Source organism: Rhodospirillales bacterium RIFCSPLOWO2_02_FULL_58_16 (assembly GCA_001830425.1).
Classification (GTDB): Bacteria; Pseudomonadota; Alphaproteobacteria; order Rhodospirillales; family 2-02-FULL-58-16; genus 2-02-FULL-58-16.
Genome location: MIAA01000020.1, coordinates 26,246 through 50,150 on the forward strand (window position 1 = coordinate 26,246; position 23,905 = coordinate 50,150).

Annotated in this window: 24 protein-coding genes and 1 pseudogene (1 of these 25 only partly in view); 24 read left to right on the forward strand and 1 reads right to left on the reverse strand. The window is 58.2% G+C overall.

Going from position 1 to position 23,905, the window contains the following annotated elements; translation table 11 throughout:
• From A3H92_06500 to A3H92_06565, 14 genes and pseudogenes are all read left to right on the forward strand, one after another.
• A pseudogene (locus A3H92_06500) lies at positions 1-505 on the forward strand (30S ribosomal protein S2); it begins 272 nt to the left of the window's first position.
• A 44-nt stretch (positions 506-549) separates the two neighbouring features.
• Positions 550-1,476, forward strand: a complete 927-nt coding sequence (locus A3H92_06505) for a translation elongation factor Ts (GenBank protein ID OHC75263.1) — start codon at positions 550-552, stop codon at positions 1,474-1,476.
• Positions 1,477-1,544: 68 nt separating this feature from the next.
• On the forward strand, positions 1,545-2,261 hold the full coding sequence (locus A3H92_06510) for a UMP kinase (protein OHC75264.1): 717 nt from the start codon (positions 1,545-1,547) through the stop codon (positions 2,259-2,261).
• 15 nt (positions 2,262-2,276) lie between these two features.
• A complete protein-coding gene (locus A3H92_06515) occupies positions 2,277-2,837 on the forward strand; it encodes a ribosome recycling factor (protein OHC75265.1) in 561 nt (186 codons plus the stop codon).
• A 5-nt stretch (positions 2,838-2,842) separates the two neighbouring features.
• Positions 2,843-3,580, forward strand: coding sequence for a di-trans,poly-cis-decaprenylcistransferase (locus A3H92_06520; GenBank protein OHC75307.1), 738 nt, complete (start codon positions 2,843-2,845; stop codon positions 3,578-3,580).
• A 19-nt stretch (positions 3,581-3,599) separates the two neighbouring features.
• Entirely contained in the window at positions 3,600-4,253 is a 654-nt protein-coding gene (locus tag A3H92_06525) for a hypothetical protein (protein OHC75266.1), read from the forward strand.
• Positions 4,244-5,434: a 1-deoxy-D-xylulose-5-phosphate reductoisomerase gene (locus A3H92_06530; GenBank protein OHC75267.1), complete on the forward strand. Its 1,191-nt coding sequence runs from the start codon at positions 4,244-4,246 to the stop codon at positions 5,432-5,434. The genes A3H92_06525 and A3H92_06530 overlap by 10 nt, the downstream gene beginning before the upstream one ends.
• A gap of 152 nt (positions 5,435-5,586) precedes the next feature.
• Positions 5,587-6,723: an RIP metalloprotease RseP gene (locus A3H92_06535; GenBank protein OHC75268.1), complete on the forward strand. Its 1,137-nt coding sequence runs from the start codon at positions 5,587-5,589 to the stop codon at positions 6,721-6,723.
• Between the two features lie 62 nt (positions 6,724-6,785).
• Positions 6,786-9,023, forward strand: coding sequence for an outer membrane protein assembly factor BamA (locus A3H92_06540; GenBank protein OHC75308.1), 2,238 nt, complete (start codon positions 6,786-6,788; stop codon positions 9,021-9,023).
• Positions 9,024-9,032: 9 nt separating this feature from the next.
• The gene (locus A3H92_06545) at positions 9,033-9,653 is read left to right on the forward strand and encodes a hypothetical protein (protein ID OHC75269.1); all 621 of its coding nucleotides are present in this window, start codon (positions 9,033-9,035) and stop codon (positions 9,651-9,653) included.
• Positions 9,654-9,656: 3 nt separating this feature from the next.
• Positions 9,657-10,682, forward strand: a complete 1,026-nt coding sequence (locus A3H92_06550) for a UDP-3-O-(3-hydroxymyristoyl)glucosamine N-acyltransferase (GenBank protein ID OHC75270.1) — start codon at positions 9,657-9,659, stop codon at positions 10,680-10,682.
• Positions 10,682-11,155, forward strand: a complete 474-nt coding sequence (locus tag A3H92_06555; GenBank protein OHC75271.1) for a 3-hydroxyacyl-[acyl-carrier-protein] dehydratase FabZ — start codon at positions 10,682-10,684, stop codon at positions 11,153-11,155. The genes A3H92_06550 and A3H92_06555 overlap by 1 nt, the downstream gene beginning before the upstream one ends.
• Entirely contained in the window at positions 11,152-11,952 is an 801-nt protein-coding gene (locus A3H92_06560; protein ID OHC75272.1) for an acyl-[acyl-carrier-protein]--UDP-N-acetylglucosamine O-acyltransferase, read from the forward strand. The genes A3H92_06555 and A3H92_06560 overlap by 4 nt, the downstream gene beginning before the upstream one ends.
• A 799-nt stretch (positions 11,953-12,751) precedes the next feature.
• Positions 12,752-13,915: a lipid-A-disaccharide synthase gene (locus tag A3H92_06565; protein OHC75309.1), complete on the forward strand. Its 1,164-nt coding sequence runs from the start codon at positions 12,752-12,754 to the stop codon at positions 13,913-13,915.
• Between the two features lie 10 nt (positions 13,916-13,925).
• Here A3H92_06565 and A3H92_06570 read toward each other — a convergent pair whose 3' ends face one another.
• Positions 13,926-14,564 (reverse strand): hypothetical protein, encoded by a 639-nt coding sequence (locus A3H92_06570; GenBank protein OHC75310.1) that lies wholly within the window; start codon positions 14,562-14,564, stop codon positions 13,926-13,928.
• A 375-nt stretch (positions 14,565-14,939) separates the two neighbouring features.
• Here A3H92_06570 and A3H92_06575 point away from each other — a divergent pair, with 375 nt between their 5' ends.
• The 10 genes from A3H92_06575 (at position 14,940) to A3H92_06620 (ending at position 23,823) form a co-directional block, all read left to right on the forward strand.
• Positions 14,940-15,608 carry a heme ABC exporter, ATP-binding protein CcmA gene (locus A3H92_06575; GenBank protein ID OHC75273.1) on the forward strand — a complete coding sequence of 223 codons (669 nt, stop codon included), beginning with the start codon at positions 14,940-14,942 and terminating at the stop codon, positions 15,606-15,608.
• Positions 15,608-16,273, forward strand: coding sequence for a heme exporter protein CcmB (locus A3H92_06580; GenBank protein ID OHC75274.1), 666 nt, complete (start codon positions 15,608-15,610; stop codon positions 16,271-16,273). The genes A3H92_06575 and A3H92_06580 overlap by 1 nt, the downstream gene beginning before the upstream one ends.
• Before the next feature lie 91 nt (positions 16,274-16,364).
• A complete protein-coding gene (locus A3H92_06585) occupies positions 16,365-17,093 on the forward strand; it encodes a heme transporter HemC (protein OHC75311.1) in 729 nt (242 codons plus the stop codon).
• A 3-nt stretch (positions 17,094-17,096) separates the two neighbouring features.
• Positions 17,097-17,279: a heme exporter protein CcmD gene (locus A3H92_06590; GenBank protein OHC75275.1), complete on the forward strand. Its 183-nt coding sequence runs from the start codon at positions 17,097-17,099 to the stop codon at positions 17,277-17,279.
• On the forward strand, positions 17,269-17,745 hold the full coding sequence (locus tag A3H92_06595) for a cytochrome c biogenesis protein CcmE (GenBank protein ID OHC75276.1): 477 nt from the start codon (positions 17,269-17,271) through the stop codon (positions 17,743-17,745). The genes A3H92_06590 and A3H92_06595 overlap by 11 nt, the downstream gene beginning before the upstream one ends.
• The gene (locus A3H92_06600) at positions 17,742-19,724 is read left to right on the forward strand and encodes a c-type cytochrome biogenesis protein CcmF (GenBank protein OHC75277.1); all 1,983 of its coding nucleotides are present in this window, start codon (positions 17,742-17,744) and stop codon (positions 19,722-19,724) included. Before A3H92_06595 ends, A3H92_06600 begins: the two co-directional genes overlap by 4 nt.
• A gap of 10 nt (positions 19,725-19,734) precedes the next feature.
• Positions 19,735-20,268 carry a thiol:disulfide interchange protein gene (locus A3H92_06605; GenBank protein ID OHC75313.1) on the forward strand — a complete coding sequence of 178 codons (534 nt, stop codon included), beginning with the start codon at positions 19,735-19,737 and terminating at the stop codon, positions 20,266-20,268.
• Entirely contained in the window at positions 20,265-20,738 is a 474-nt protein-coding gene (locus A3H92_06610) for a hypothetical protein (GenBank protein OHC75312.1), read from the forward strand. Before A3H92_06605 ends, A3H92_06610 begins: the two co-directional genes overlap by 4 nt.
• The gene (locus A3H92_06615) at positions 20,738-21,631 is read left to right on the forward strand and encodes a c-type cytochrome biogenesis protein CcmI (protein OHC75278.1); all 894 of its coding nucleotides are present in this window, start codon (positions 20,738-20,740) and stop codon (positions 21,629-21,631) included. Before A3H92_06610 ends, A3H92_06615 begins: the two co-directional genes overlap by 1 nt.
• Positions 21,632-21,717: 86 nt before the next feature.
• A complete protein-coding gene (locus tag A3H92_06620; protein OHC75279.1) occupies positions 21,718-23,823 on the forward strand; it encodes a hypothetical protein in 2,106 nt (701 codons plus the stop codon).
• The last annotated feature ends 82 nt before the right edge of the window (positions 23,824-23,905 follow it).

Consider the following 23,905-nt stretch of genomic DNA (forward strand, 5'->3'; position numbering starts at 1 on the left):
GGACGAAAAGTTCGAGGGCGAAAACGTCGGCCTGACCAAAAAGGAACTGCTGCGTCTGACCCGCGAGCGGGACAAACTGGACCGCGCCCTTGGCGGCATCAAGGAAATGGGCGGCCTGCCTGATGTGTTGTTTGTGATCGACATCATCAAGGAATCGATCGCCATCGCCGAGGCCAACAAGCTGGGCATTCCCGTTGTCGGCATCATCGACAGCAACTCGAACCCGGCAGGCATTGACTATCCCATTCCCGGAAACGATGACGCCATTCGCGCTATTTCCTTGTACTGCGACTTGATAGTCGGTTCCGTACTCGACGGCATCCAAAAGGAAGTTTCCGACAAAGGCGGCGATCCCGGCGCCGCCGTTGAGGCGCCCGTTGAGGCGTCGGTCGAGGAACCGGCGGAGAGACCGGCCAGGGCCGTCAAGAAAAGGCCGAAGACAGCCGGCAAGGCGCAGTCCGTCGAGACGGCTACCGCTGCCGAGACGACTCCCGCCGTCGAGTAAATAGTCCGAAGAAACGTAGATATATCTTAACAATAGGGATCAATATGTCCGAGATCACAGCCTCCCTCGTTAAGGAACTGCGCGAAAAGACCGGCGCAGGCATGATGGATTGCAAAAAGGCGTTGACCGAAACCTCCGGCAACATGGAGGAAGCCGTTGACTGGCTACGCAAGAAGGGTCTGTCCGCTGCGGCGAAGAAGGCCGGGCGCGTGGCCTCGGAAGGCCTCGTCGGCGTGGCTGCGAACGGCAACGCCGGCGCCGTCATCGAGGTTAACGCTGAAACCGATTTCGTCGCCCGCAATGACAGGTTTCAGGAGTTCGTGCGGACACTCGCCGGGCTGGCGCTGGAAAACGGAAGCGATCTGGAGGCCCTCAAAGGGGTCGCCTATCTGAATACCGGCAGGAACGTTGAAGAGCAATTGACTTATTTGATCGCCACCATCGGCGAGAATATGAGCATACGCCGGGCCGAGGTTCTGAGGGTGGATTCCGGCGTGGTCGGTTCCTATATACATAACGCCTTGGCGCCGGGGCTGGGCAAGATCGGCGTGCTTGTGGCTATCGACTCGCGGGCCGATGCCGCCGGGCTGGACGCGCTGGGCAGGCAGTTGGCCATGCATGTCGCCGCCGCCAATCCTCACGCCGTTTCGCGCAATGAGCTGGACCCGGCGGACCTGGAGCGTGAAAAAAATATATTGAGCGATCAGGCGCGGGCTTCGGGCAAGCCGGAAGATATCATCGGGAAGATGGTGGAAGGACGGTTGCGCAAATACTACGAAGAGGTCTGTCTGGTCGATCAGGTCTATGTGATTGACGGGGAAACCAGGGTCGGCAAGGCCATAGAAGCCGCCGCCAAGGATGTCGGCGCGCCGGTTGCCGTCAAGGGCTTTGTCCGCTTTTCACTGGGCGAGGGCATTGAGAAGAAAAAAGAGGACTTCGCCGCCGAGGTAGCGGCGGTGTCCGGCTCCTGAAAAAGCATAAAGACCTGCCGGCGGTAAGTGTGTAATACTCCGCCTTGCTTAATCGTACGGAATTAGCCATGTCATCTGATCCCAAATACCGGCGTGTCCTGTTGAAGCTGTCGGGAGAAGGGCTGGCGGGAGACGGCAAGTTCGGCATTGATCCCGCCGCCATCGAACGCATTGCCGCCGAAATCAGCGATGTGCACAATATGGGCGTCCGGATATGTCTGGTTATCGGCGGCGGCAATATCTTTCGCGGAGTTTCCGGGGCCGCCGCGAAAATTGATCGGGCCGGCGCCGATTACATGGGAATGCTGGCGACGGTAATGAACGCGGTGGCTATGCAGAGCATGCTCGAAAGCAAGGGAGTTCAAACGCGGGTGCAATCGGCAATCCCCATGGCCACGGTTTGCGAGCCTTACATCCGCCGCCGGGCCATGCGCCACATGGAAAAGGGAAGGGTGGTGATCTTCGCCGCCGGCACCGGCAATCCTTTTTTCACCACCGACACGGCGGCCGCTTTGCGTGCTGTCGAGATGGGGTGTGACGCCTTGTTGAAGGGAACCCAGGTTGACGGCGTTTACAGCGATGATCCGAAAAAGGTCAAGGGCGCAAAACGCTACGATAAGCTGACCTATCAGGAAGTATTGTCCAAGGACCTTAAGGTAATGGACGCTTCGGCCATTTCGCTGGCGCGTGAGAACAAGGTTCCCATATTGGTTTTTTCCATTCACAATCCGGGCGCCTTCGCTGATGTTGTTAACGGTATCGGCGCCTATACCATCATAAGCTGACGGAGCCGGAACGATATGGATATCAAATCAATCAAGAAAGATACCGTTCGGCGCATGGATGGAGCGGTGGAGGTCCTGCATAAGGAATTTGCCGGCCTGCGCACCGGTCGCGCCGCAGCCAGCCTTCTCGAACCGATTAACGTAGAGGCCTATGGGACCACCATGCCGATATCCCAGGTCGGCACCATCGGCGTGCCGGAGCCGCGTATGTTGACCGTGCAGGTATGGGACAAGGGGCTGGTCAAGGCGGTGGAGAGGGCCATTATGGAATCGTCTCTCGGCCTTAATCCGGCTTCCGACGGACAGCTTGTCCGCGTGCCTATTCCTGCATTGACCGAGGAACGCCGCGTTGAACTTACCAAAATCGCCGGGAAGTATGCCGAGGAAGCCCGCGTCGCGGTGCGTAACGTCCGCCGCCATGCCATGGATGAAATCAAGCGGGCCGAGAAGGACGGAGATATCTCGGAGGACGAGCATCGCGTGTATGCCCAGGATGTTCAGGACCTGACCAACGGTTCGATCAGAAAGATCGATGAAGCCTTGTCCAATAAAGAACAGGAAATTATGCAGGTATGAACAGCATGAAGGCCGTTTCGCTTAAAACCGAGTCGCCGCCGTCGCCGCCTGTTCATGTCGCTATTATCATGGACGGCAACGGTCGTTGGGCCAAGGCGCGCAATCTCCCGCGCGTCGCCGGACACAAGCGCGGCGCCGAAGCGGTTAAGACGGTGGTCAAAAGCGCTGCCGAGATGGGCATCTCTTATCTCACCTTGTATGGTTTCTCCTCGGAGAACTGGAAGCGTCCAAGGTCCGAGGTTAATGACCTGATGGGGCTTTTGCGTTATTATTTGAGCAGTGAAATCTCCTACCTTCACAAGAACGGCGTGCGCCTGCGCGTTATCGGCGAACGCGAGAAGCTTGATCCGGATATTACGGCCATGATCGTGGATGCCGAGAGGCAGACCGTCGGCAACAAGGCGATAACCCTGACTATTGCTCTCAGTTACGGCGGTCGCGCCGAGATTACCCATGCGGCGCGTTGCGTGGCCGAGGCGGTAGCGTCCGGCGCTCTTCGTCCGGAGGATATCGACGAGGAGGCTCTGTCCCGCCATCTCTTTACCTCCGATACGCCTGATCCTGATTTATTGATTCGGACAAGCGGTGAGAAACGAATCAGTAATTTTCTCTTGTGGCAACTGGCTTATGCGGAATTTGTCTTCGTTGACACCCTTTGGCCTGACTTTACCAAGGATAATTTTGTCAACGCCATCAATGAATTTCAGGGTCGGGAAAGGCGCTACGGCGCAACAAGTGGCTAATCCGCCTAAACAGTCCGGCTTGGGGACGCGCGCGCTGTCCGCTTTAGTGCTGGCTCCGCCGGTGCTGGCGACCATCTATTTCGGATCGCCTTATTTTGAAATCCTTATTGCCGTCGCCGCCGGCCTTATGGCCCTGGAATGGAGCCGGGTGTGCGCGTCCGCCGCCAACCGATCCCTGTGGATGGGGGCAGGGGCTTTGTATATATTGGCGCCTTGCCTGTCTTTGGTTTGGCTGCGGGGCGACCCGGCCATCGGCCGCGAGACGGTTTTCTGGATGTTTGTTCTGGTTTGGGCCGCCGATATCGGCGCGTACGCCTTCGGTCGCATGATCGGTGGTCCCCGGCTTGCTCCCGCCATCAGCCCCAAAAAGACGTGGGCCGGATTCATCGGAGGCATTTCCTGCGCCGGCGTAACCGGCGCGGTAACGGCGATCATGCTCGGCAAGGGATCAATCATCCCTCTGGCCGTTGTCAGTCTGGCATTAGGGGCGGTGTCCCAGGGCGGGGATTTGCTTGAATCCTGGATAAAGCGCCATTTCAAGGTAAAGGACGCCGGCAACATTATTCCCGGCCATGGAGGCGTTCTTGACCGGGTTGACGGTTTATTGGCGGTGGCGGCGGCAACGGCATTGATCGGATCGTCCGGTAAGGGCAATATCCTGTCATGGCTTTAACCTCGACCGATCTCCGGCCGGAAACGGCGTTGCGGAGCGTAACTATTCTCGGGTCCACGGGATCAATCGGGTGCAACACCGTTGATTTGATTCAACGCAATCCCAAGTCATTCATCGTCGAGGCGTTGACAGCCAATCAAAACGTGGCGCTGCTGGCCGAGCAAGCTCTGAAACTGCGGCCCAAGATAGCGGTGACGGCAGACCCTTCCCGGTTTGACGATCTTAAGAAGGCCCTTGCGGGATCATCAATCGAAGTCGCCGCCGGCGCCGAAGCGGTGATCGAGGCGGCAAGCCGACCGGCGGATATCGTGATGGTTTCGATTGTCGGCGCCGCCGGTCTGGCCCCCGCCCTGGCGGCAATACGGCGCGGCGCCATTATCGGATTGGCGAATAAGGAATGTCTTGTATCAGCCGGCGATCTGATGATGAAAGAGGTCCGGCGCTACGGAGCGAACATGATCCCCGTAGATTCAGAACACAGCGCTATTTACCAGGTATTCGAGTCAGAACGCGCCGCTTCGGTCGAGCGTATTATTTTGACGGCGTCAGGAGGGCCTTTCCGCGAGATGTCGTCGTCCGACATGGCCCATGTGACGCCGGAACAGGCGGTGGCTCATCCGAACTGGAGCATGGGCGCCAAGATTTCCGTGGACTCGGCGACCATGGCTAACAAGGGTCTTGAGTTGATTGAGGCTCACCACCTTTTCTCGATGCCGGAAGACAGGATCGATGTTCTTGTTCACCCTCAATCGGTGGTCCATGGCCTTGTCGCGTACAATGACGGCTCGGTTTTGGCCCAAATGGGTACGCCCGACATGCGGACGCCGATTTCCTACGCGCTGGGGTGGCCCGACCGGATGGCGTCGCCGTCGCCCCGCCTGTCGTTGGCCGAGGTGGGCAAGCTCACCTTCGAGGCCCCCGATCTGGTCCGGTTTCCGGCCCTGAAATTGGCGCGTCAGGCCTTGCAGAACGGCGGCGGAGCGCCTACCGTATTTAATGCGGCCAACGAAGTTGCCGTACATCACTTTCTCGGTCGGCGCATCGGGTTCCTCGACATTGTGCGCATTATTGAGCAGGTTCTTGAAAAAGTTCCGGCCCGACGCTTGGAAAGCCTTGACGATGTGGATGACATCGACGACGCGGCGCGTCGGGCGGCGGAGGTTTTTTCAACTGTTTGTTAAGAGTTTAGCGCCGATAAGTAATCTGAAAAATCCTCCCCCTTGTTTAAGGTGGAGTTAGAGGGGGGCGTTGCCGCAACCTCCCCTGACCCCTCCCTGGTAAGGAGGGGAAAGAATGATTAAGGCCGATGGTATAATAGATTGGACCGGAGCTTATGGGATTTTTGAATTTCCTGATGGACTATATTGTCCCGTTTTTATTTATTTTGACGGCTTTGGTTTTTGTTCACGAACTGGGGCACTACCTTGTCGCGCGTCGCAATCATGTGCGAATTGAAGTTTTTTCAATCGGTTTTGGTCCTGAAATCTACGGGTGGACGGATAGGGTAGGCACCCGCTGGAAGATCAGCGCCGTTCCGCTGGGCGGTTATGTAAAGATGTTCGGCGAGGACGGGATGTGGGACGAAGAGGGGAAGGAAAAGCCCCTTAACGATGAAGATCGCGCCGTCTCATTCCCTCACAAGCGCCTTGGACAACGCTTTGCGATTGTCGCGGCAGGTCCGATCGCCAACTTTATTTTTGCCGTTGTTCTCCTTGCCGGATTGTTCGGCTTTGTCGGCAACCCGTCGCCTTTATCAGGAATAGGCATGGTGCAGCCCGGGAGCGCGGCGGAGGAAGCCGGAATCAAGGTCGGCGACATGGTTCTGTCCATAAACGGCGAGGCCATTGAATTATTTGATGATTTACGCCGCATCGTCAGCGGCTATCCCGGCGCGCCCTTGAAGTTGGTTATCAGGCGTGACGGGGTCGAGTCGACCGTTTCCGCAACGCCCAAGCGTCACAAGCGAATTGATAAAAACGGCAAGGAGTTTGAAGTCGGTCTGCTCGGCGTCGCTCCTGACCCTAACCATATCAGGTACGAACGCCAGGGGCCGCTGAACGCCGCGTGGATGGCGGTGGAAAAATCATACGAGTTGAGTACGCAAATACTGGTCGCTCTCGGCGAGATTATTACCGGCGAACGAACCGCCGGAGAACTGGGAGGGCCGTTGCGGATCGCCCAGATTTCCGGAGAAATGGCCCAGGGCGGCATGGCTAATCTGATTTTTTTCATGGCGGCGCTTTCGGTTAATCTGGGTTTGATCAATTTATTTCCCGTTCCTATGCTGGATGGGGGGCATCTGGTTTTTTACATAGTGGAGTTTGTATTGGGCCGTCCCATATCTCCACGGATACAAGAATACGGTTTCCGTTTTGGCTTGATTCTGGTATTGCTGTTAATGGTTTTTGCAACATGGAACGATTTGGTTCACCTCAAGGTATTTGAGTTTATTAAACAACTCATTGTCTGATTCGTTCTTTCACTGGGGGGCGCTTGCGGGAATTGCTTCGTCTTTTTGCGTTTGTACTTTGCCTGACTCAGGCCTTGCTGTTTTCCGGCGCGGCGGACGCTCAGTCGGGCGGGACCATTCGTGATATAATCATTGACGGCGCCCAGAGGATCGAACCTGAAACGGTGCGTTCGTATCTGCTTGTCCAAAAGGGAGACGCTTTCGACCCGGCGCGCATCGACCGATCGCTTAAAAGCCTCTTCGCCACCGGACTGTTTGCCGACGTAACGCTGCACCGCCAGGGAGATGATCTGGTCGTTACCCTGGTTGAGAACCCGATCATCAACCGCATCGCCTTTGAGGGTAACAAAAAGCTTGATGATGAGACGTTGGGGTCGGAAGTTTCGCTTCGTCCCCGCATCATCTACACCCGCACCAAGGTGCAAAATGACGTAAAGCGTATCCTTACCCTCTACCGCAGGAACGGGCGCTTTGCCGCGACCGTCGAACCCAAAATCATCCAGCTTCCGCAGAACCGGGTTGATCTTGTTTTTGAGATCAGCGAGGGTAATACGACCGAGATCAGGAACATTCGCTTTGTCGGAAACCGGGAGTTCGACGATTCCCGCTTGCGGGAGATTGTCCGAACCAGGGAAACCCGCTGGTATCGAATATTATCCAGCGATGACACTTATGATCCTGACCGCCTCACCCTTGATCGCGAGTTATTGCGCCGGTTCTATTTGAACAACGGATACGCCGATTTTCAGGTTGTCTCCGCGTTGGCCGAGTTGACCCCTGACCGTAAGGACTTTTTTATCACTTTTACCGTTGAGGAAGGGGCGCGTTACCAGTTCGGAGAGATCGGCGTCGAGGCGCGGCTTCGCAACCTTAAGGCCGATGACCTGCTGGGCGCCGTTGAAATCGAGCAGGGTGATTGGTACAACGCCGATTCGTTGGAAAAGACCATCGAAACGCTGACCGAAGAAGTAGGGGCTTTCGGTTATGCCTTCGTCGATATTCGTCCGCGCATCAACCGCAATCGCAGCAATCACAGCATTAGCGTAGTTTTCGAGGTGAACGAGGGGCCACGGGTATTCGTCGAACGAATCGACATCGTCGGCAATGTCCGCACCGCCAGCAAGGTAATTCGCCGCGAATTCCGTCTGGTCGAGGGCGATGCTTTCAACTCCGCCAAGATGCGGCGTTCAAAACAGCGTATCCAGGATTTGGATTTCTTCGAAAAAGTTGTTGTCGAGCAGGTGCCGGGCAGCGCTCCCGACAAGACGCTGGTCAAGGTGGAAGTGGAAGAGAAATCCACCGGTTCGATTTCCCTCGGATTTGGTTTTTCGACCACCAGCGGTCCCCTTCTCGAATTCGGTTTCCGTGAAAAAAATCTGCTTGGACAAGGTCAGAGCTTGGGCCTTAATGTGACGGCGGCGGCGCGCCGAAGTCAGGTCGATGTTTCTTTCACCGAGCCTTATTTTCTGGATCGTGAAATTTCCGCCGGCGTCGATGCTTTTCATACCAGCACGAAACAACAGAAAGAGAGTTCTTTTGATTCCAAGGCTACCGGGGCCGGACTCAGGGCCGGTTATCCGGTTACCGAGAATCTTCATCAGCTTTGGCGATATACCGGCAAGCGTTCGACGCTTGCCAATATTTCCGGAAACGCCTCCCCGATTATCCAGTTGGAAAGAGGTAGCAGAACGCTGTCGGAGCTTTCTCATTCACTTTCTTATGACAGGCGCGACAGCCGCCTTAAACCGACAAAAGGCCATTACATGCGGTTGACCAATGACTTGGCCGGATTGGGCGGCACCACCAAGTACATTCGTAATTCTTTGAACGCCGGTAAGTATTTTCCTCTGGCCGATCAGTGGGTTTTATCATTCTCCGGGTCAGCGGGGCATGTTTACGGACTGGGCGATGACGTCCATCTGCTTGATCGGTTTTTTGTCGGAGGCGATAATTTAAGAGGGTTCGCCACCTCGGGTATCGGTCCCCGTGATGCCAATACCAAGGATTCTCTCGGCGGCGAATGGATGTATACCGGCACCACCGAACTGACTATGCCCCTGGGGTTGCCCCAGGAAATGGGGATTACGGGGAAAGTCTTCACCGATATCGGCAGTTCCGGTAAAATGAACGATATGGGTTATCGGGTAAACGATGACGGCAGCTTGCGTCTCGGCGCCGGCGTCGGCATTGTCTGGGCTTCGCCGTTCGGCCCGATGGGATTTGATCTCGGTTTACCGTTAATCAAGGAAGGTTACGATAACACCGAGAATTTCCGCGTTAATTTCGGCACCAGTTTTTAGGAGTTCAAGTTGAAACACTTTAATATTATTTTGCTTTCTCTGGTTCTGTCGGTCGTGGGGTTGGGGGCGTTCTCTGACCGTTTGCTTGCCCAGGAAGCCCCGCAGAATCAGGCCGTCGCGCTCAGGATAGCGGTTATTGACGTTGATTCCATCCGCCGCTCGGCGGCGGTGGTGAATGATATCGGCGCTCAGATTACAAAGTACAGAGACACGTTCCAGGCGGAAATAAACAAGGAAGAGGAAAAACTTCGCACTGCTCAACAGGAATTGAAAAAGCAGGAATCCGTTCTTGCCGCCGACGCCTACGAGAAAAACCGCCAGAAATTTTCTCAACAGGTCTCAGAGGTTCAGTTTATGGTCCAGCAGAAGAAACAGGACCTTGAGACCGCCCAGGCCGAGGCCATGAGGAAGGTTGAAGTTTCTCTTAATCAAATTATCGATGCCCTGGTTAAGGAAGAAAACCTTCACCTGGTCCTTAGAAGGGAGCCTGTGATTTTCTTCAATGAGGGGTTGGATATTACGAAAATCGTTTTGGAACGATTGGATAAGGCCATGCCCGGCATGAAGGTTCCGGCTATCGGCGCTCCCGCTGCCGGGAAGGTCGCCGGCGCTCCCGCTGCCGGAAAGTAGGAGATGACCGATCCGCATTTTTACTTCAAGGCGGGGCCGTTTACCTTGAATAAATTGGCGGAATGTTGCGGCGCCGAAACAGGCGGAGACGTTAAGGCTGATTTTCTTTTTTACGATGTTTCTTCTCTTGGCGAGGCCGGTCCCAAGGACGTAAGTTTCCTTGATAATAAACGCTATGCCGACAGTTTCGTCGTCAGCAGGGCCGGCGCTTGTCTGGTCCGCCCCGACATGGCGGACAGGGCGCCGAAGGGCATGGCCTTGTTGCTGACGTCCGATCCGTATCGAGGTTATGCGCGGGTCGCCGGCCTGTTTTATCCGGCGTCGTCGCCAAAGCCGGCAATCGCCGCTACCGCCGTCATCGAGGACGGCGTCGAATTGGGCGCGGGATGCCGCGTCGAAGCCGGAGCATACATTGCCCGGCGGGCGGAAATCGGCATGAATTGTCATATCGGCGTCAATGCCGTGATCGGCGAGGGGGTGAAGCTCGGCAATGACTGTGTTATCGGACCCTGCGCTTCCCTCAGCTATTGCGTCCTGGGGGAACGGGTCATCATCCATGCCGGGGCGCGCATCGGGCAGGACGGGTTCGGCTTTGCCATGGGCGCTTCGGGGCATCTTAAGGTGCCGCAACTGGGTCGCGTCCTGATTGAGGATGACGTGGAAATCGGCGCCAACACCGCTATTGACCGGGGATCAGGACCGGACACCGTTATCGGCGCCGGATCAAAAATTGATAATCTCGTTCAAATAGCCCATAACGTTCAGCTCGGACGGGGCTGCGTGATCGTTTCGCAAGTCGGGATATCAGGCAGCACCAAGGCCGGCGACGGCGTGATCATGGCCGGACAGGCCGGGTTGACAGGGCACCTTAGTATCGGGGCGGGGGCCAGAATTGCCGCGCAGAGCGGCGTTATGCGGGACGTTAAGCCCGGAGAAGAGGTTGGAGGTTCGCCGGCCAAGCCGGTGCGCGATTGGCTCAGGGGAGTCGCCGCCCTGGAGCGGTTGACCAGGAAGAAAGGCGGTAACTGATGGATGAAACGGCAAAAATGACCGAGGCTAAGTCCTTCGATATCGAGCGGATCATGGAGTTGATTCCCCATCGCTATCCCTTCCTGATGATCGACAGGATGATCGATGTAATCCCCAATCACAGCGCCGTCGGCATCAAGAACGTCACCATAAACGAGCCGTTCTTTCAGGGGCATTTTCCGGCTAAGCCGATCATGCCGGGGGTGTTGATCATCGAGGCCATGGCGCAGACGGCAGGGGCGCTGGTGATGGAAACCATGGGTAAAACATGCGAAAATACGCTTGTTTATTTTATGACGGTGGATTCGGCGCGCTTCCGCAAACCGATAACGCCGGGAGATACGGTTCGCATTTATGTGGAAAAACAGCGCAACCGGGGCAATGTCTGGAAGTTCAAGGGGGAAGCCAGAGTCGACGGGGTCATGATGGCCGAAGCCATATACACCGCAATGATCGTGGATAGCGACAAATGACCAAAATCCATCCTACGGCAATCGTCGAAGACGGCGCCAAAATCGGCGAAAACGTCTCCATCGGTCCTTATTGCACCATCGGCCCTGACGTTGAACTGGGCGACGGCGTTATCCTTGAATCGCATGTAGTGGTGGGCGGGCGCACCGGCATCGGCGCCAATTGCAGGATATTTCCCTTCGCCTCCATCGGCATGCCGCCCCAGGACTTGAAATATCACGGCGAGCCGTCGCGCCTGGAGATCGGCTGTAACAATATTATCCGCGAGCATGTCACCATGAACCCCGGCACCGAGGGCGGCGGCATGTTGACCCGCATCGGCAACAACTGCCTGTTTATGGTCGGCGCTCATGTCGCTCATGACTGCCGTATCAGCGACAATGTGATTATGGTCAACAACGCCACCTTGGGCGGCCATGTGGCGATTCATGAGTGGGCGATCATCGGCGGCCTTTCGGCGGTGCATCAGTTTGTCCGCATCGGGCGTCACGCCATGGTCGGCGGCATGTCCGGAGTGGAAAACGACGTTATTCCCTACGGCTCGATTCTCGGCAACCGCGCCCGGCTGCATGGTCTTAACGTGGTCGGCCTGAAGCGTCGCGGCTTTGACCGCGAGACCATCCACTCCATCCGCAACGGCTATCGCCTGCTGTTTGCCCAGGAAGGCACCATGGCCGAGCGCCTTGAGGATGTCGCCGAACTATTCCATGACATCGAGCCGGTAATGGAAATAGTCGATTTCATCCGCGCCGATTCTTCCCGCGCCATCTGTCAACCGAATCTGGAAGATGCCGCGTAAACCGCTCCTTGGAATTTTGGCGGGCGGCGGCGATCTTCCCCTTCGTATTATCCGGGCCTGCCGGGAAAGCGGTCGTAAGTTTTTCGTCATCGCCTTCAAGGACCAAACTCCCCCTGAAACCGTGGATGATTCCACACCCCATGCCTGGGTGAGGCTGGGGGCCGCCGGCGAGGCGTTGGAGCTGCTGCGTCGGGCCGGAGCCGAGGAACTGGTTATGGCCGGCGCCATCCGTCGCCCGTCGCTTGCGGCTCTGATGCCTGATGCGTGGGCGGCCAGGGTGTTAGCCCAGGTCGGCGTCAAGGCGCTGGGAGACGACGGCCTGCTGTCGGGCGTCGTCAAGGCGCTGGAGGGGGAGGGGTTCAGCGTCGTCGGCGCCGACAGCCTTGTTCCCGATATTCTGGCGCGGCAAGGAACCTACGGAGCGGTTAAAGTCGATCAACAGGCGCTTGCCGATATCGAGAAGGGCATAAACGAGGTAACGCACGGCATCGGCGCCCAGGACATCGGACAGGCGGTAGTGGTGCGGCAAGGCGCGGTGTTGGCTGTGGAATCGGCGGAAGGAACCGCCGCCATGCTGACGCGCTTGATCGAAACCGGGAGTGATGTCGCCGGGGGAGTCCTGCTCAAAATCAGCAAACCCGGACAAGAAAAACGTGTCGATCTGCCGACCATCGGGATTGAAACGGTCAAAGCCGCCGTCGCCTTGAAACTTGCCGGAATTGCCGTCGAAGCCGACGGCGCTTTGATCATTGATCAAAAAGAGGCGGTCGCCGCCGCCGACAGGGCCGGCTTGTTCATCATCGGGGTAAATGTATCGCCGCTGGTCTTTTTGATTGTGGGCGAGCCTTCCGGCGATGTTTTGGGGGCGCGTCTGATGGCCGCCCTCAAAAAGCAAACGTCCGGGCGCGTGCGCTTCGCCGGCATCGGCGGCGCGTTGATGGAGAGCGAGGGGCTTGCCGGCCTGTTCCCCATGTCCGAACTGTCGCTGATGGGGCTGGTCGAGATACTCCCCCATATCCCGAGGCTGAGGCGGCGCATCCGCGAAACCGTAGACCGGGTAATAAAGCAAAGGCCGGCGGCTTTGGTGACTATCGACTCTCCCGGTTTCAATTTCCGCGTGGCGAAACGCCTGAAGGGGCAGGGGATTCCGCTGATTCATTATGTGGCGCCGACGGTGTGGGCGTGGAAGCCGCAGCGCGCCCGCAAGTTTGCCGGCGTCTTTGACCACCTGCTGGCGTTGCTGCCTTTCGAGCCGCCTTATTTCGAGGCCGAGGGCCTGCCCTGCACCTTCGTCGGCCATCCGGTGGTGGAGGGCATTTCCGGGGACGGGGAGGCTTTTCGGCGACGCCATGGCATATCTTCCGATGAAACCTTGGTTTGCGTGCTTCCGGGGAGCCGTCATGGCGAGACTTCGCGGCTGCTCCCGGTATTCGGCGAGGCGATAGCGATTCTCGGGAAGTCGATAAAGAAACTAAGGGTGGTGGCGCCGACGCTGAGAACGGTCAGGGAAGAAGTCGCCGGCGCCGTCGGCGGATGGCCGGTCCCGGCGCTGGTCGTTGAGGAGGAAATCGACAAATACGGAGCTTTTGCCGCCTGTAATGTCGCCCTGGCGGCTTCCGGCACGGTGTCGCTGGAACTGGCCAAGGCGGGAGCGCCGACGGTCATTGCCTACAAGGTGAACCCGATCACGGCATGGCTGGCGCGTCGCCTGATCAAGGTGCGTTTCGTTAATCTGGTGAATATCATCCTTGACCGCAGGGCGACGCCTGAGTTTCTTCAACAGGACTGTCGCCCCGACAAGCTGGCGGCGGCTATGGAAACGCTTCTCGGCGACAAGGACGCCCGCCGGGACCAGGCGGAAGCGGCGGCGCAGGCGTTGGAGAAACTGGGCCAAGGCGACCCTTCGCCCAGCGAGCGCGCCGCCGGGGTAATCCTCGACATTATCCGAGGACGCGCCGAATGAGGCGAGGCGATTACTTCGGCGGCGGGCCATACCCCATGGAGTGCAATGCCTGGACAATGATGTCCGCCACCTTGCCGAAATCGGCGAAGCTGTCGGTATTGATGGTGAGGTCGAAGTTAAGCGGATCGTTGACCCGTTTGCCGAACATTTTCCAGACGAATCCGCCGCGAGATTGATTGCTGTCGCGCACCTTTTTCTTGGCATCCGCCATGGAAGACTGGTCCTCCATGGCGATGCGCTTGGCGCAGACCTCGACGGAGCCGGTTATGCGCACCCTCAGCACGTCGCAATCGGCCAGAATGATGTTGCCGCCGCGTCCGCAGATGACGCCGCCCATATGAGACATGCGGCGGATGGTCAAGGTCAGAAAATGCAGGTAGTCGTCCTTGCTTACATGCTTGCCGGACAGCACGGAATAGAGCCAGGCGTCGCCGGACCTCCGGTTCTTCTCGTGCAGCGAGATCATCAATTTCTTGGAGACTTTGCTTCGCTTGGCGATTTCGTCGAGTATCTCGGCGCTGTAACATTCGATGCCCAGACGTTCCGCCACCTGCGCGGCGACTTCGTCGCCGCCGCTACCGATGGTCCGGGAAATGGTGATTACCGGTTTACGCGGCTCATCTTTGGGAATCTCCGCCGATTTGGACATGGCCCGTATGACCGCCTGGACATCAACCACGGTATTCTCCTTTGCTGATCAACTACCTTTTTTTAATGTAATCTCCCCCTTCCGTTTCCGCAACTCTATATCGGATAATGCTCCGGTTCCGGTCTTTGCCCCGGCATTACCCTTATTTGATCACAAATTTGCCACAATATATTTGTTAAATCCTCCTTGTAGACCCCTCTAAGAACCTACAGCCGGAGACCCCCCCTCTCCGGCCTCCTCGAAAGGCTCATTTTGAGCCGAACTGAACGACCGGGCTTCTATTAAGACGCCCGGTCGTTCTTTTTTCGATTGCCTTCTTTTTTCTCATGTTCTGTTATACCCTGCGAAACCTGTTTGCAGATTCCCGGATTATTGATGTCAATTTTCACCGGCCATGAGCTTGTTTGCATTCGCGGTGAGCGGTGTGTGTTCTCGGGGTTGAGTTTTTCCGTTTCCTCCGGCGGGGCGTTGGTGCTGACCGGCCCCAACGGCTCCGGCAAGTCGAGCCTGCTGAGACTGATGGCGGGGCTGTTGCGTCCGGCTGCCGGCGTTATCGCCTGGGACGGAGAAAAAACCACCGACGAGCCGGAGCTGCACAACGGACGCCTTCACTATGTCGGTCATCTCGACGCGGTAAAGCCGGTTCTCAGCGTTGCCGAGAACCTGAATTTCTGGGCCGTCCTCAAGAGCAAAACCGGCAATGCGGATGCGGCGACGGCGGCGGCGCTGGAGACTTTCGGCCTTTCTTATCTCGCCGATGTGCCGGGCAAGTTCCTGTCGGCCGGACAGAAGCGCCGCGTCAATCTGGCGCGTCTTTCCGCTTCCCCCGCCTTCCTGTGGCTGCTGGACGAGCCGACCACGGCGCTGGACGTGAAAGCCGTTGCCGCCCTTGAGGCGGCTATCGCCGAACACCGCTCGGGCGGCGGCATGGTGGTGGTCTCCACCCACGCCAGGATCGCCATGGACGGCGCCGAAACCCTGGATATCAAGGAATTTTCCCGGCGTCCCGATCCCCGCTACGTCGATCAAGGGAAGGCTGCATGATGGGCCGCTTCGGGCAAATCGTCAGCCGCGATCTTCATCTGGCGGTAAAACAGGGCATGGACAGCTTCATGGTGGTCATGTTCTTTGTCCTTGCCGTTGTGTTGTTTCCCCTAGGCGTCGGACCCGAGGCCAACATCCTGGCCCGCATCGCCGCCGGAGTTATCTGGGTGGCGGCGCTGCTGGCCTCCATGCTGTCTCTGGAAAGGCTGTTTCAGGCTGACTACGAGGACGGCTCGCTGGAGCTTTTGTCGCTGGCGCCGTTTCCTTTGGAAGCGGTGGTGCTGGCCAAGGTATGCGCTCACTGGTTGACCACCGGCTTGCCGCTGCTTGTCGCCGCGCCGTTGCTGGCGGTGCTGATGCATATGAACGCCGACGGCTTTATCGTACTGGCGGCGGCGTTGGCGTTGGGAACGGCGTCTTTGAGTTTGATCGGCGCGGTGGGGGCGGCCCTTATTCTCGGTTCCAGGCGCGGCGGCGTGCTGCTGTCGCTGCTGATTCTGCCCCTTTATATTCCGGTGCTGATTTTCGGCGTCAGCGCCGTTGACGCCGCCGTCGGCGGCTTTCCGATGAAGGCGCAATTCCTGATCCTCGGCGGCTTCCTGCTCGGCGCTTTGCCGTTATGCCCATGGGCCTCGGCGGCGGCGCTGAGGCAGGCTTTGGAGTAGGGGCCATATTGTCGCCGCAATGTTTCGCCTTACTTTTCCAGAGATAAGCTGTAAAAAGCATCTTCTTTGAATCGGGAACTCGGAAATAATGCTGCACCGTTTCGCCAACCCTAAACGATTCATGCGCTTGAGCGGGCTTCTGCTGCCGTGGATGGCCGGCCTTGCCATAGCGCTGGTCGCGGCCGGTCTTTTTATGGGCCTGATCGTCGCTCCCGCCGATTACCAGCAGGGCGACAGCGCACGGATAATGTATGTGCATGTGCCTAACGCCTGGATGGCGATGTTTTGTTATACCGCCATGGCGGTGGCCAGCGCCGTGTCCTTGATCTGGAAACATCCGCTGGCCGATCTGGCCGCCAAGTCGAGCGCGCCGATTGGCGCCGCTTTCACCTTCCTTGCCCTGTTTACCGGCTCGCTATGGGGCAAACCGATGTGGGGGACGTGGTGGGTGTGGGATGCGCGGCTGACTTCGGTGTTGGTGCTGTTCTTTTTATATTTAGGCTACATGGCTCTTTACAACGCCTTCGATGATCCAACACGCGGCTCCAAGGCGGCGGCCATCCTGGCGCTGGTTGGTTTCGTCAATGTGCCGATTATCAAGTTCTCGGTGGACTGGTGGAACACCCTGCACCAACCGGCCAGCGTCATTAAGATGAGCGGTCCGGCCATTGACGCCAGCATGTTGTGGCCGCTACTGTTGATGGCCTTCGGCTTCAAGTTCTTGTATTTATGGATACTTTTTCTGAGGATGCGCGGCGAGATCAATACCAACAAGATAAGAATGATCCGCCTCAGGCAGATTCACGGACAGGCCGGGTAAATCGTGGAATCCATCTTAAAATTTCTGCAAATGGGTGGTTACGCCGCCTATGTGTGGCCTTGCTTTATTCTCACGGCGGCAGTTCTGGTCGCTATGCTGGTTTCCAGTATGCGCTTCATGAAAAAAAGCGAGAATATCCTGAAGTCCTTGCAGGGTGACGACAAGGAGACCGACGGTGAAGCGTAAACACAAGCGTTTGCTCTTCATTGTGGTCGCCATGGCGTTGCTGGGAGGCGCGGTGGCGATGGTGATGAGCGCCTTCGAGGAGAATATTGTCTTCTTCCATAGCCCCACCGACGTGGTGGAAAAAAAGGTCAAAATCGGCAAACGGCTGCGCATCGGCGGTCTTGTCGAGGAGGGCAGCGTCAAGAAGGAGGGCGCGTTGGTTCATTTCCGGGTCACCGATCTCGTCAATTCCATCCCCGTCGTCTACAAAGGAATCCTTCCCGACCTGTTCCGTGAAGGCCAGGGCGTAGTCACCGAGGGACTGTTGAGCGACGGCGAACTTCAGGCCGACGAGGTGCTGGCCAAGCATGACGAGACCTACATTCCGCCCGAGGTCGCCGCTTCCCTGAAGAAATCCGGCAAATGGGATGAATTGAGCGATGCAGTGAAGCGTTCCGGTCACGTTGCCAAGGACGCCGCTGAATGATCACCGAGATCGGTCACTTCGCCCTTGTCCTGGCGCTGTTCGTCGCCGTTGTCCAGGCGGGGTTGCCTCTGGTCGGCGCTCATAGGGGCAACGCTTCATGGATGGCGGTGGCGGCGCCGGCGGCGCTGGCCCAGTTTCTGCTGGTCGCCGTTGCTTTCGGCGGCCTTACTCATGCCTATATGACATCCGACTTTTCGGTTTTCAACGTGGCCGGCAATTCCCACTCGGCCAAGCCCATGCTCTATAAGATCACCGGCGTGTGGGGCAACCATGAAGGCTCCATGCTGCTGTGGGTGCTGATCCTGTCGATGTTCGGCTCGGCGGTGGCGGCTTTCGGACGCAACCTTCCGCCCGGCCTGCGCGCCAGGGTGCTGGGCGTGCAGGCGTTGATCGCCGTCGGCCTGCTGCTGTTCATCCTGCTTACCTCCAATCCGTTCATCAGGGTTGTGCCGCCGCCGGTTGACGGCCAAGGGATGAATCCGCTGCTTCAGGACCCCGGCCTTGCCCTGCACCCGCCGTTTCTCTACCTGGGGTATGTCGGCTTCTCCATCGCCTTTTCATTCGCCGTCGCCGCCCTGCTGGAGGGCCGCGTCGATGCCGCCTGGGCGCGCTGGGTAAGGCCGTGGACCATGGCCGCCTGGGCCTTCCTGACGCTGGGCATCGGCATCGGTTCGTGGTGGGCCTATTACGAGCTGGGCTGGGGCGGCTGGTGGTTCTGGGACCCGGTGGAGAACGCCTCGTTCATTCCCTGGCTGTCGGGAACGGCGCTGCTCCATTCGGCGATCGTGGTCGAGAAGCGCGACACCATGAAGGCGTGGACCATCTTCCTTGCCATTGTCACCTTCGCCCTCAGTCTGCTCGGCACTTTTCTGGTGCGTTCGGGAGTGCTGACTTCGGTTCATGCTTTCGCCAGCGATCCGGCGCGCGGCGTGTTCATTCTGATCCTGCTGATTATCATTGCCGGCGGCTCTCTTGCCCTGTTCGCCATGCGCGGCCCGGCGTTGAGGAGCACCGGATTGTTTCAGCCCATATCCCGTGAAGGCGGCCTGCTGCTCAATAATCTGCTGATGAGCACCGCCGCCGCCGTGGTTCTGCTCGGCACTTTGTATCCGCTGTTTCTGGACGCCATCGGCGGACCCAAGGTTTCGGTCGGAGCGCCGTTTTTTAATTCCGTCTTTTTCCCGATCATGATGCCGATGGCGGCGGCGATGGCCGTCGGCCCGATGCTGGCGTGGAAGCGCGGCGATTTATTGGCGGCGATGAAAAGGCTGTGGGCGGCTTTCGCCTTGATGCTGGCGGCGGTTCTGGCCGCCTGGGCGGCTCATGCCGACGGGCCGCCTATCGGTCTTCTCGGCATGGGCCTTGCGGCGTGGCTGTTTGCCGGAACCCTGAGCGAGTTTTGCGAGAAGGTTCGTTTGTTCAAGGCGCCTTTTCCTGAATCCCTGACGCGCATGGCCCGTTTGCCGCGCTCGTCGTGGGGGATGACGACGGCTCATCTGGGGCTTGCTGTGGCCATCGTCGGCATGACCGGCGCCGGTTCGTGGAAGGTGGAAAGCATCCAGACAATGAAGGCCGGCGACAAGGCAGTCGTCAGCGGCTACGAATACACCTTTAACGGCGTCCGCGAGGTCGAGGGGCCTAACTATTTTTCCACCGTCGGCTCTTTTTCGGTGGCCAGGGACGGACGGGAGATCACAACCCTTTCGGCGGAGAAGCGGGTCTATCCGGTGCGCAACATGCCGACCACCGAGGCCGCCATCTACTCTACCCTTCTTGGCGATCTCTACGCCGTGGTCGGCGACCCGGATGAGAGCGGCGACGGCAGATATGTGACCAGACTTTACTTTAATCCGATGGTCATCTGGATGTGGGCGGGCGGTCTGATCATGGTTTTCGGAGCTTGTCTGAGCCTGACCGACAGGCGCTATCGCATCGGCGCGCCGTTGCGCCGTCGTCAAGTCGCTGCGGCGGAGGCTTAAGGGAATGACCATGAAGCGCCTGATGTTTATGCTGCCTCTTTTGGTGTTCATGGTCCTCAGCATTTATTTTGCCGTCGGCCTGACCAAAGACCCGAGCAAGCTGCCCTCAATGCTGATTAATCAGCCGATCCCCGAGTTCGCCCTCGGCCCCATCAAGGGACGCGACAAGGGACTGTCCGACAAAGACCTCAAGGGTGAGGTGACGCTGGTCAATTTCTGGGGGTCGTGGTGCGTCGCCTGCAAATACGAGCATCCGTTTTTGATGAAGCTGAAAAAGGAGGGACTGGTTCCCATTCACGGCGTCGATTGGCGCGAGGTGAAACCCGACGACGGTCCCGACTGGCTTAAGGAGCACGGCGACCCCTACACCCTGATCGGCGACGATCCCAAAAGCAAGGCGGCCATAGCCTTCGGCGTCTACGGCGCCCCCGAGACCTTTGTCATCGATGCCGCCGGCGCCATCCGCTACAAATATGTCGGGCCGATGAGCCGGGAAGTCTGGGATGAAACCATATGGCCGATAATTCAGAAGCTGAAAAAATGATGAAGCGTCTGTTGCTGACTCTGGCCCTGTTCCTGGCGGCGATGAACGCAGGCGCCGTCGATCCCGGCGAGGTTCTGAGCGATCCGGTTATGGAGGCGCGGGCGCGGGATATCAGCAAGGGGCTGCGTTGTCTGGTCTGCCAGAATCAGTCGATTGACGATTCCGACGCCACCCTGGCCAAGGACCTCCGAATTCTGGTGCGCGAGCGGCTGGTCGCCGGCGATACCAACGAACGGGTGATCGAATATGTGGTGTCCCGCTACGGTGATTTCGTGCTGCTGAAGCCGCCCCTCAAGTCCTATACCCTGGCGCTGTGGCTGGGGCCGATTTTGATCGCCGTTCTCGGCATTCTGGCTGTGGTCGTTTACTTCCGCCGCCGTCTGGGCGTTGTCGCCGGGTCAGAGGAAAATCCGGCGCCGTTGAGCGACGACGAGAAGCGCCGCCTCCATGCCCTGCTGGACGGAGATTGATGATGGCGGCTTTGTGGATTGCCGTTGCGGCGTTGATTCTCGGCGCTCTGGCCCTGTTATTGACGCCCTTGGCGCGTTGTAAGCCGGCCGCGACGGCGGGGCGCGTCGATTACGACATCTCCGTTTACAGGGACCAACTAAAGGAGTTGGAACGAGACCGGGAGCGGGGCTTTCTGGACGAAGCCGAGGCCGAGGCCGCCGGGATCGAAATCCGGCGTCGCCTGCTGGCCGCCGATTCCGGAGAGGACGCCGGCAAATCCGCCGATCCCAAGTCCAATATCATCATTATGGTTATCATTGCCGTAGCCTTGCCGCTAGGCGCCTTCTTTATGTACCTGAGCCTTGGTCAGCCGGGGGTCCGCGATTACCCTCTCGCCGGAAGGGCCGATGAGACATCGCCCGCCATCAGCAGGCAGGATCAGGAGATGGTGGCGCAACTGGCCGAGCGTTTGCGTCAAAACCCCAATGATCAGAAGGGCTGGCTTCTGCTGGGTCATTCCTTCATGGCGATGGAGCAATACGCCGACGCCGTCAAGGCCTACCGCAAGGCTCTGGAAGTAGGCGACCCGCGTCTCGATATCGCCCTTAACTACGCCGAGGCGCTGGTGTTCAGTTCGGACGCCGTCGCCATGCCTGATGAGGCCGTCAGGATTTTCAAACGGATTCGCGCCGACGCGCCGCGTGAACCCAAGTCCCGTTACTACCTGGGCCTTAACATGGCGCGGACGGGCGACTTGCAAGGGGCCGTTCAGGAGTGGGTTGATCTCAGGGCGTTGTCATCCGGGGACGCGCCGTATATGGGAATGCTTGAAGAGCAGATCAACAACACGGCCAAGGAATTAAAGATTGACCCGGCCTCGGTGAAGCCTTCCCCGGAGACTCCGGGCAAATGATTCTTATCGGGGCTTAGTTTTTTATGACAAATGTGCCGAGTTGAATTATAAAAAACCTAACTAATAAATTATTTGGAAGTTGAATCATGGGAAGTCTTAAAATCGGCCAACGTCTTATGTTTGGTTTTGCCGTTATTGTTCTTCTGCTTGCCGTAGCCGTGGCTTCAACGCTGTGGCAGGTTGACGGCATCAAGAAAGGAACAGACCGCATCGTCGATCTGCGTATGCCGACGGCTCAGGCCGGCGCCGCCATAACCAGCGATATCTACGCTTCCCTCGCTTCATTGCGCGGCTGGATGCTGACGGGCAACGCGAAATTCAAGGGTGACCGCGCCGCCGTTTGGAAGGATATCGCCGACGTTCGCGCCGTCATGGATAAGCTGTCAAAAAACTGGACCAACACGAAAAACGTCGAGGCGTGGTCCGAATTCAAGGTCACTCTTGATGAGTTTGCGGCGGCCCAGGCCCAGGTCGAGGCCATCGCCCACACGCCGGATGAACAGCCGGCGATCAGGATGCTGACTGAGGAAGCCGCTCCCCGCGCCGGCGTGATGGCGGATAATATCACCAAGATGATCGACCTGGAACTTGCGGGGCAAGGCGGAAAGACCGGAGACCGCTTACAGGTCTTGGGCATGATGGCTGACGTGCGGGGTACGCTGGGATTGAGTCTCGCCAACCTCCGGGCTTATTTGTTGACCGGTGAACAAAAATTCATCGATACATTCGCGCAACTGTGGGCGAAGAATGAAAAGCGGGGCAACGATTTGTCGGGAGCAGTTTCCCTGTTGTCGCCGGAACAGAAAGCGGCGTTTGATGAGTTCAAGGCGAAGCGCGGGGAATTCGCGCCGTTGCCGGCAAAAATGTTTGCCATGCGAGGCTCCGATAAATGGAACATGGCTAACTACCTTCTCACCACCGAGGCGGCGCCGCGCGCCGGCAAGCTGCTTACGGCGCTTCTCGGCGCCGTGCAGGAAGACGGCTCCCGCAAGGGAGGCATGGTGGCGGACCAAAAGACTCTCCTTGATGACGACGCCGATGCGGGCGCGGCCATGACCGACCGGCTGTTGACGATGCAGTGGGCGCTTCTCGTTATCGGCATAGTGCTCGGCGTGATCATCGCGCTCCTTACGTCGCGTTCCATCGCCGATCCGGTAATCAACATGACGGAGGCGATGAGGCGTCTGGCCGACGGCGAGCTTGAAACCGAGATTCCGGCGCAGGGCCGTCGTGATGAGATCGGCGACATGGCAAGCGCCGTTCAGGTCTTTAAGCAAAACGCCATTGAACGGGTCCGTTTGGAGGCCGAGCAGAAGGAGTCCGACGTACGGGTCGAGAAAGAAAAACATGCGATGATGAACAAGATGGCCGATGATTTCGAGTCCAGCGTCGGCGGCATCGTTCAGTCGGTGGCCTCGGCGGCCACCCAGTTGCAGGCGTCGGCCGAAGCAATGGCGGTGACGTCGGAGCAGACCAATGTTCAGGCCACCGCAGTCGCCGCCGCTTCCGAGGAGGCTTCTTCCAATGTGCAGACGGTGGCCTCGGCGGCCGAGGAACTGTCCTCCTCTATCCAGGAGATCAGCCGTCAGGTATCCAAGTCCTCGGAAATAGCGGCGACGGCGGTTGCCGATGCCCAGGCAACCGACAGGCAGATCAAGGGCCTTGCCGAGGCCGCCAAAAAGATAGGCGAGGTGGTGGCGCTGATTACCGACATCGCCGATCAGACCAATTTGCTTGCCCTGAACGCCACTATCGAGGCGGCGCGCGCCGGCGACGCCGGCAAGGGCTTCGCCGTGGTCGCTTCCGAAGTCAAGAATCTGGCCGGCCAGACGGCCAAGGCCACCGAGGAAATAAGTGCTCAAATCAACGGCATACAAAGCGCCACCGATGACGCCGTTCATGCCATCCAGAACATCGGCAAAACCATCGGCAGCATCGATGAAATCGCCGCGAGCATCGCTTCGGCGGTGGAGGAACAAGGGGCTGCAACCCAGGAGATCGCCCGCAACGTCGAGCAAGCGGCAATAGGCACCAATGAGGTGTCTTCCAACATCGTCGGCGTTACCCATGCGGTCGGAGAAACCGGAGCCGCAGCCACTCAAATCCAGGCGGCCTCGCGTGAGCTTTCCCAACAATCGGAGATGCTGAGGAGCGAAGTGGACAAGTTCCTGTTCACGATCAGATCGACATGACGTCATAGGCTTTTGAATGACTCGTATAGGGAAAGAAAAATTCTCCCCCTTTACAAGGGGGAGTTAGAGGGGGTATGCGGCA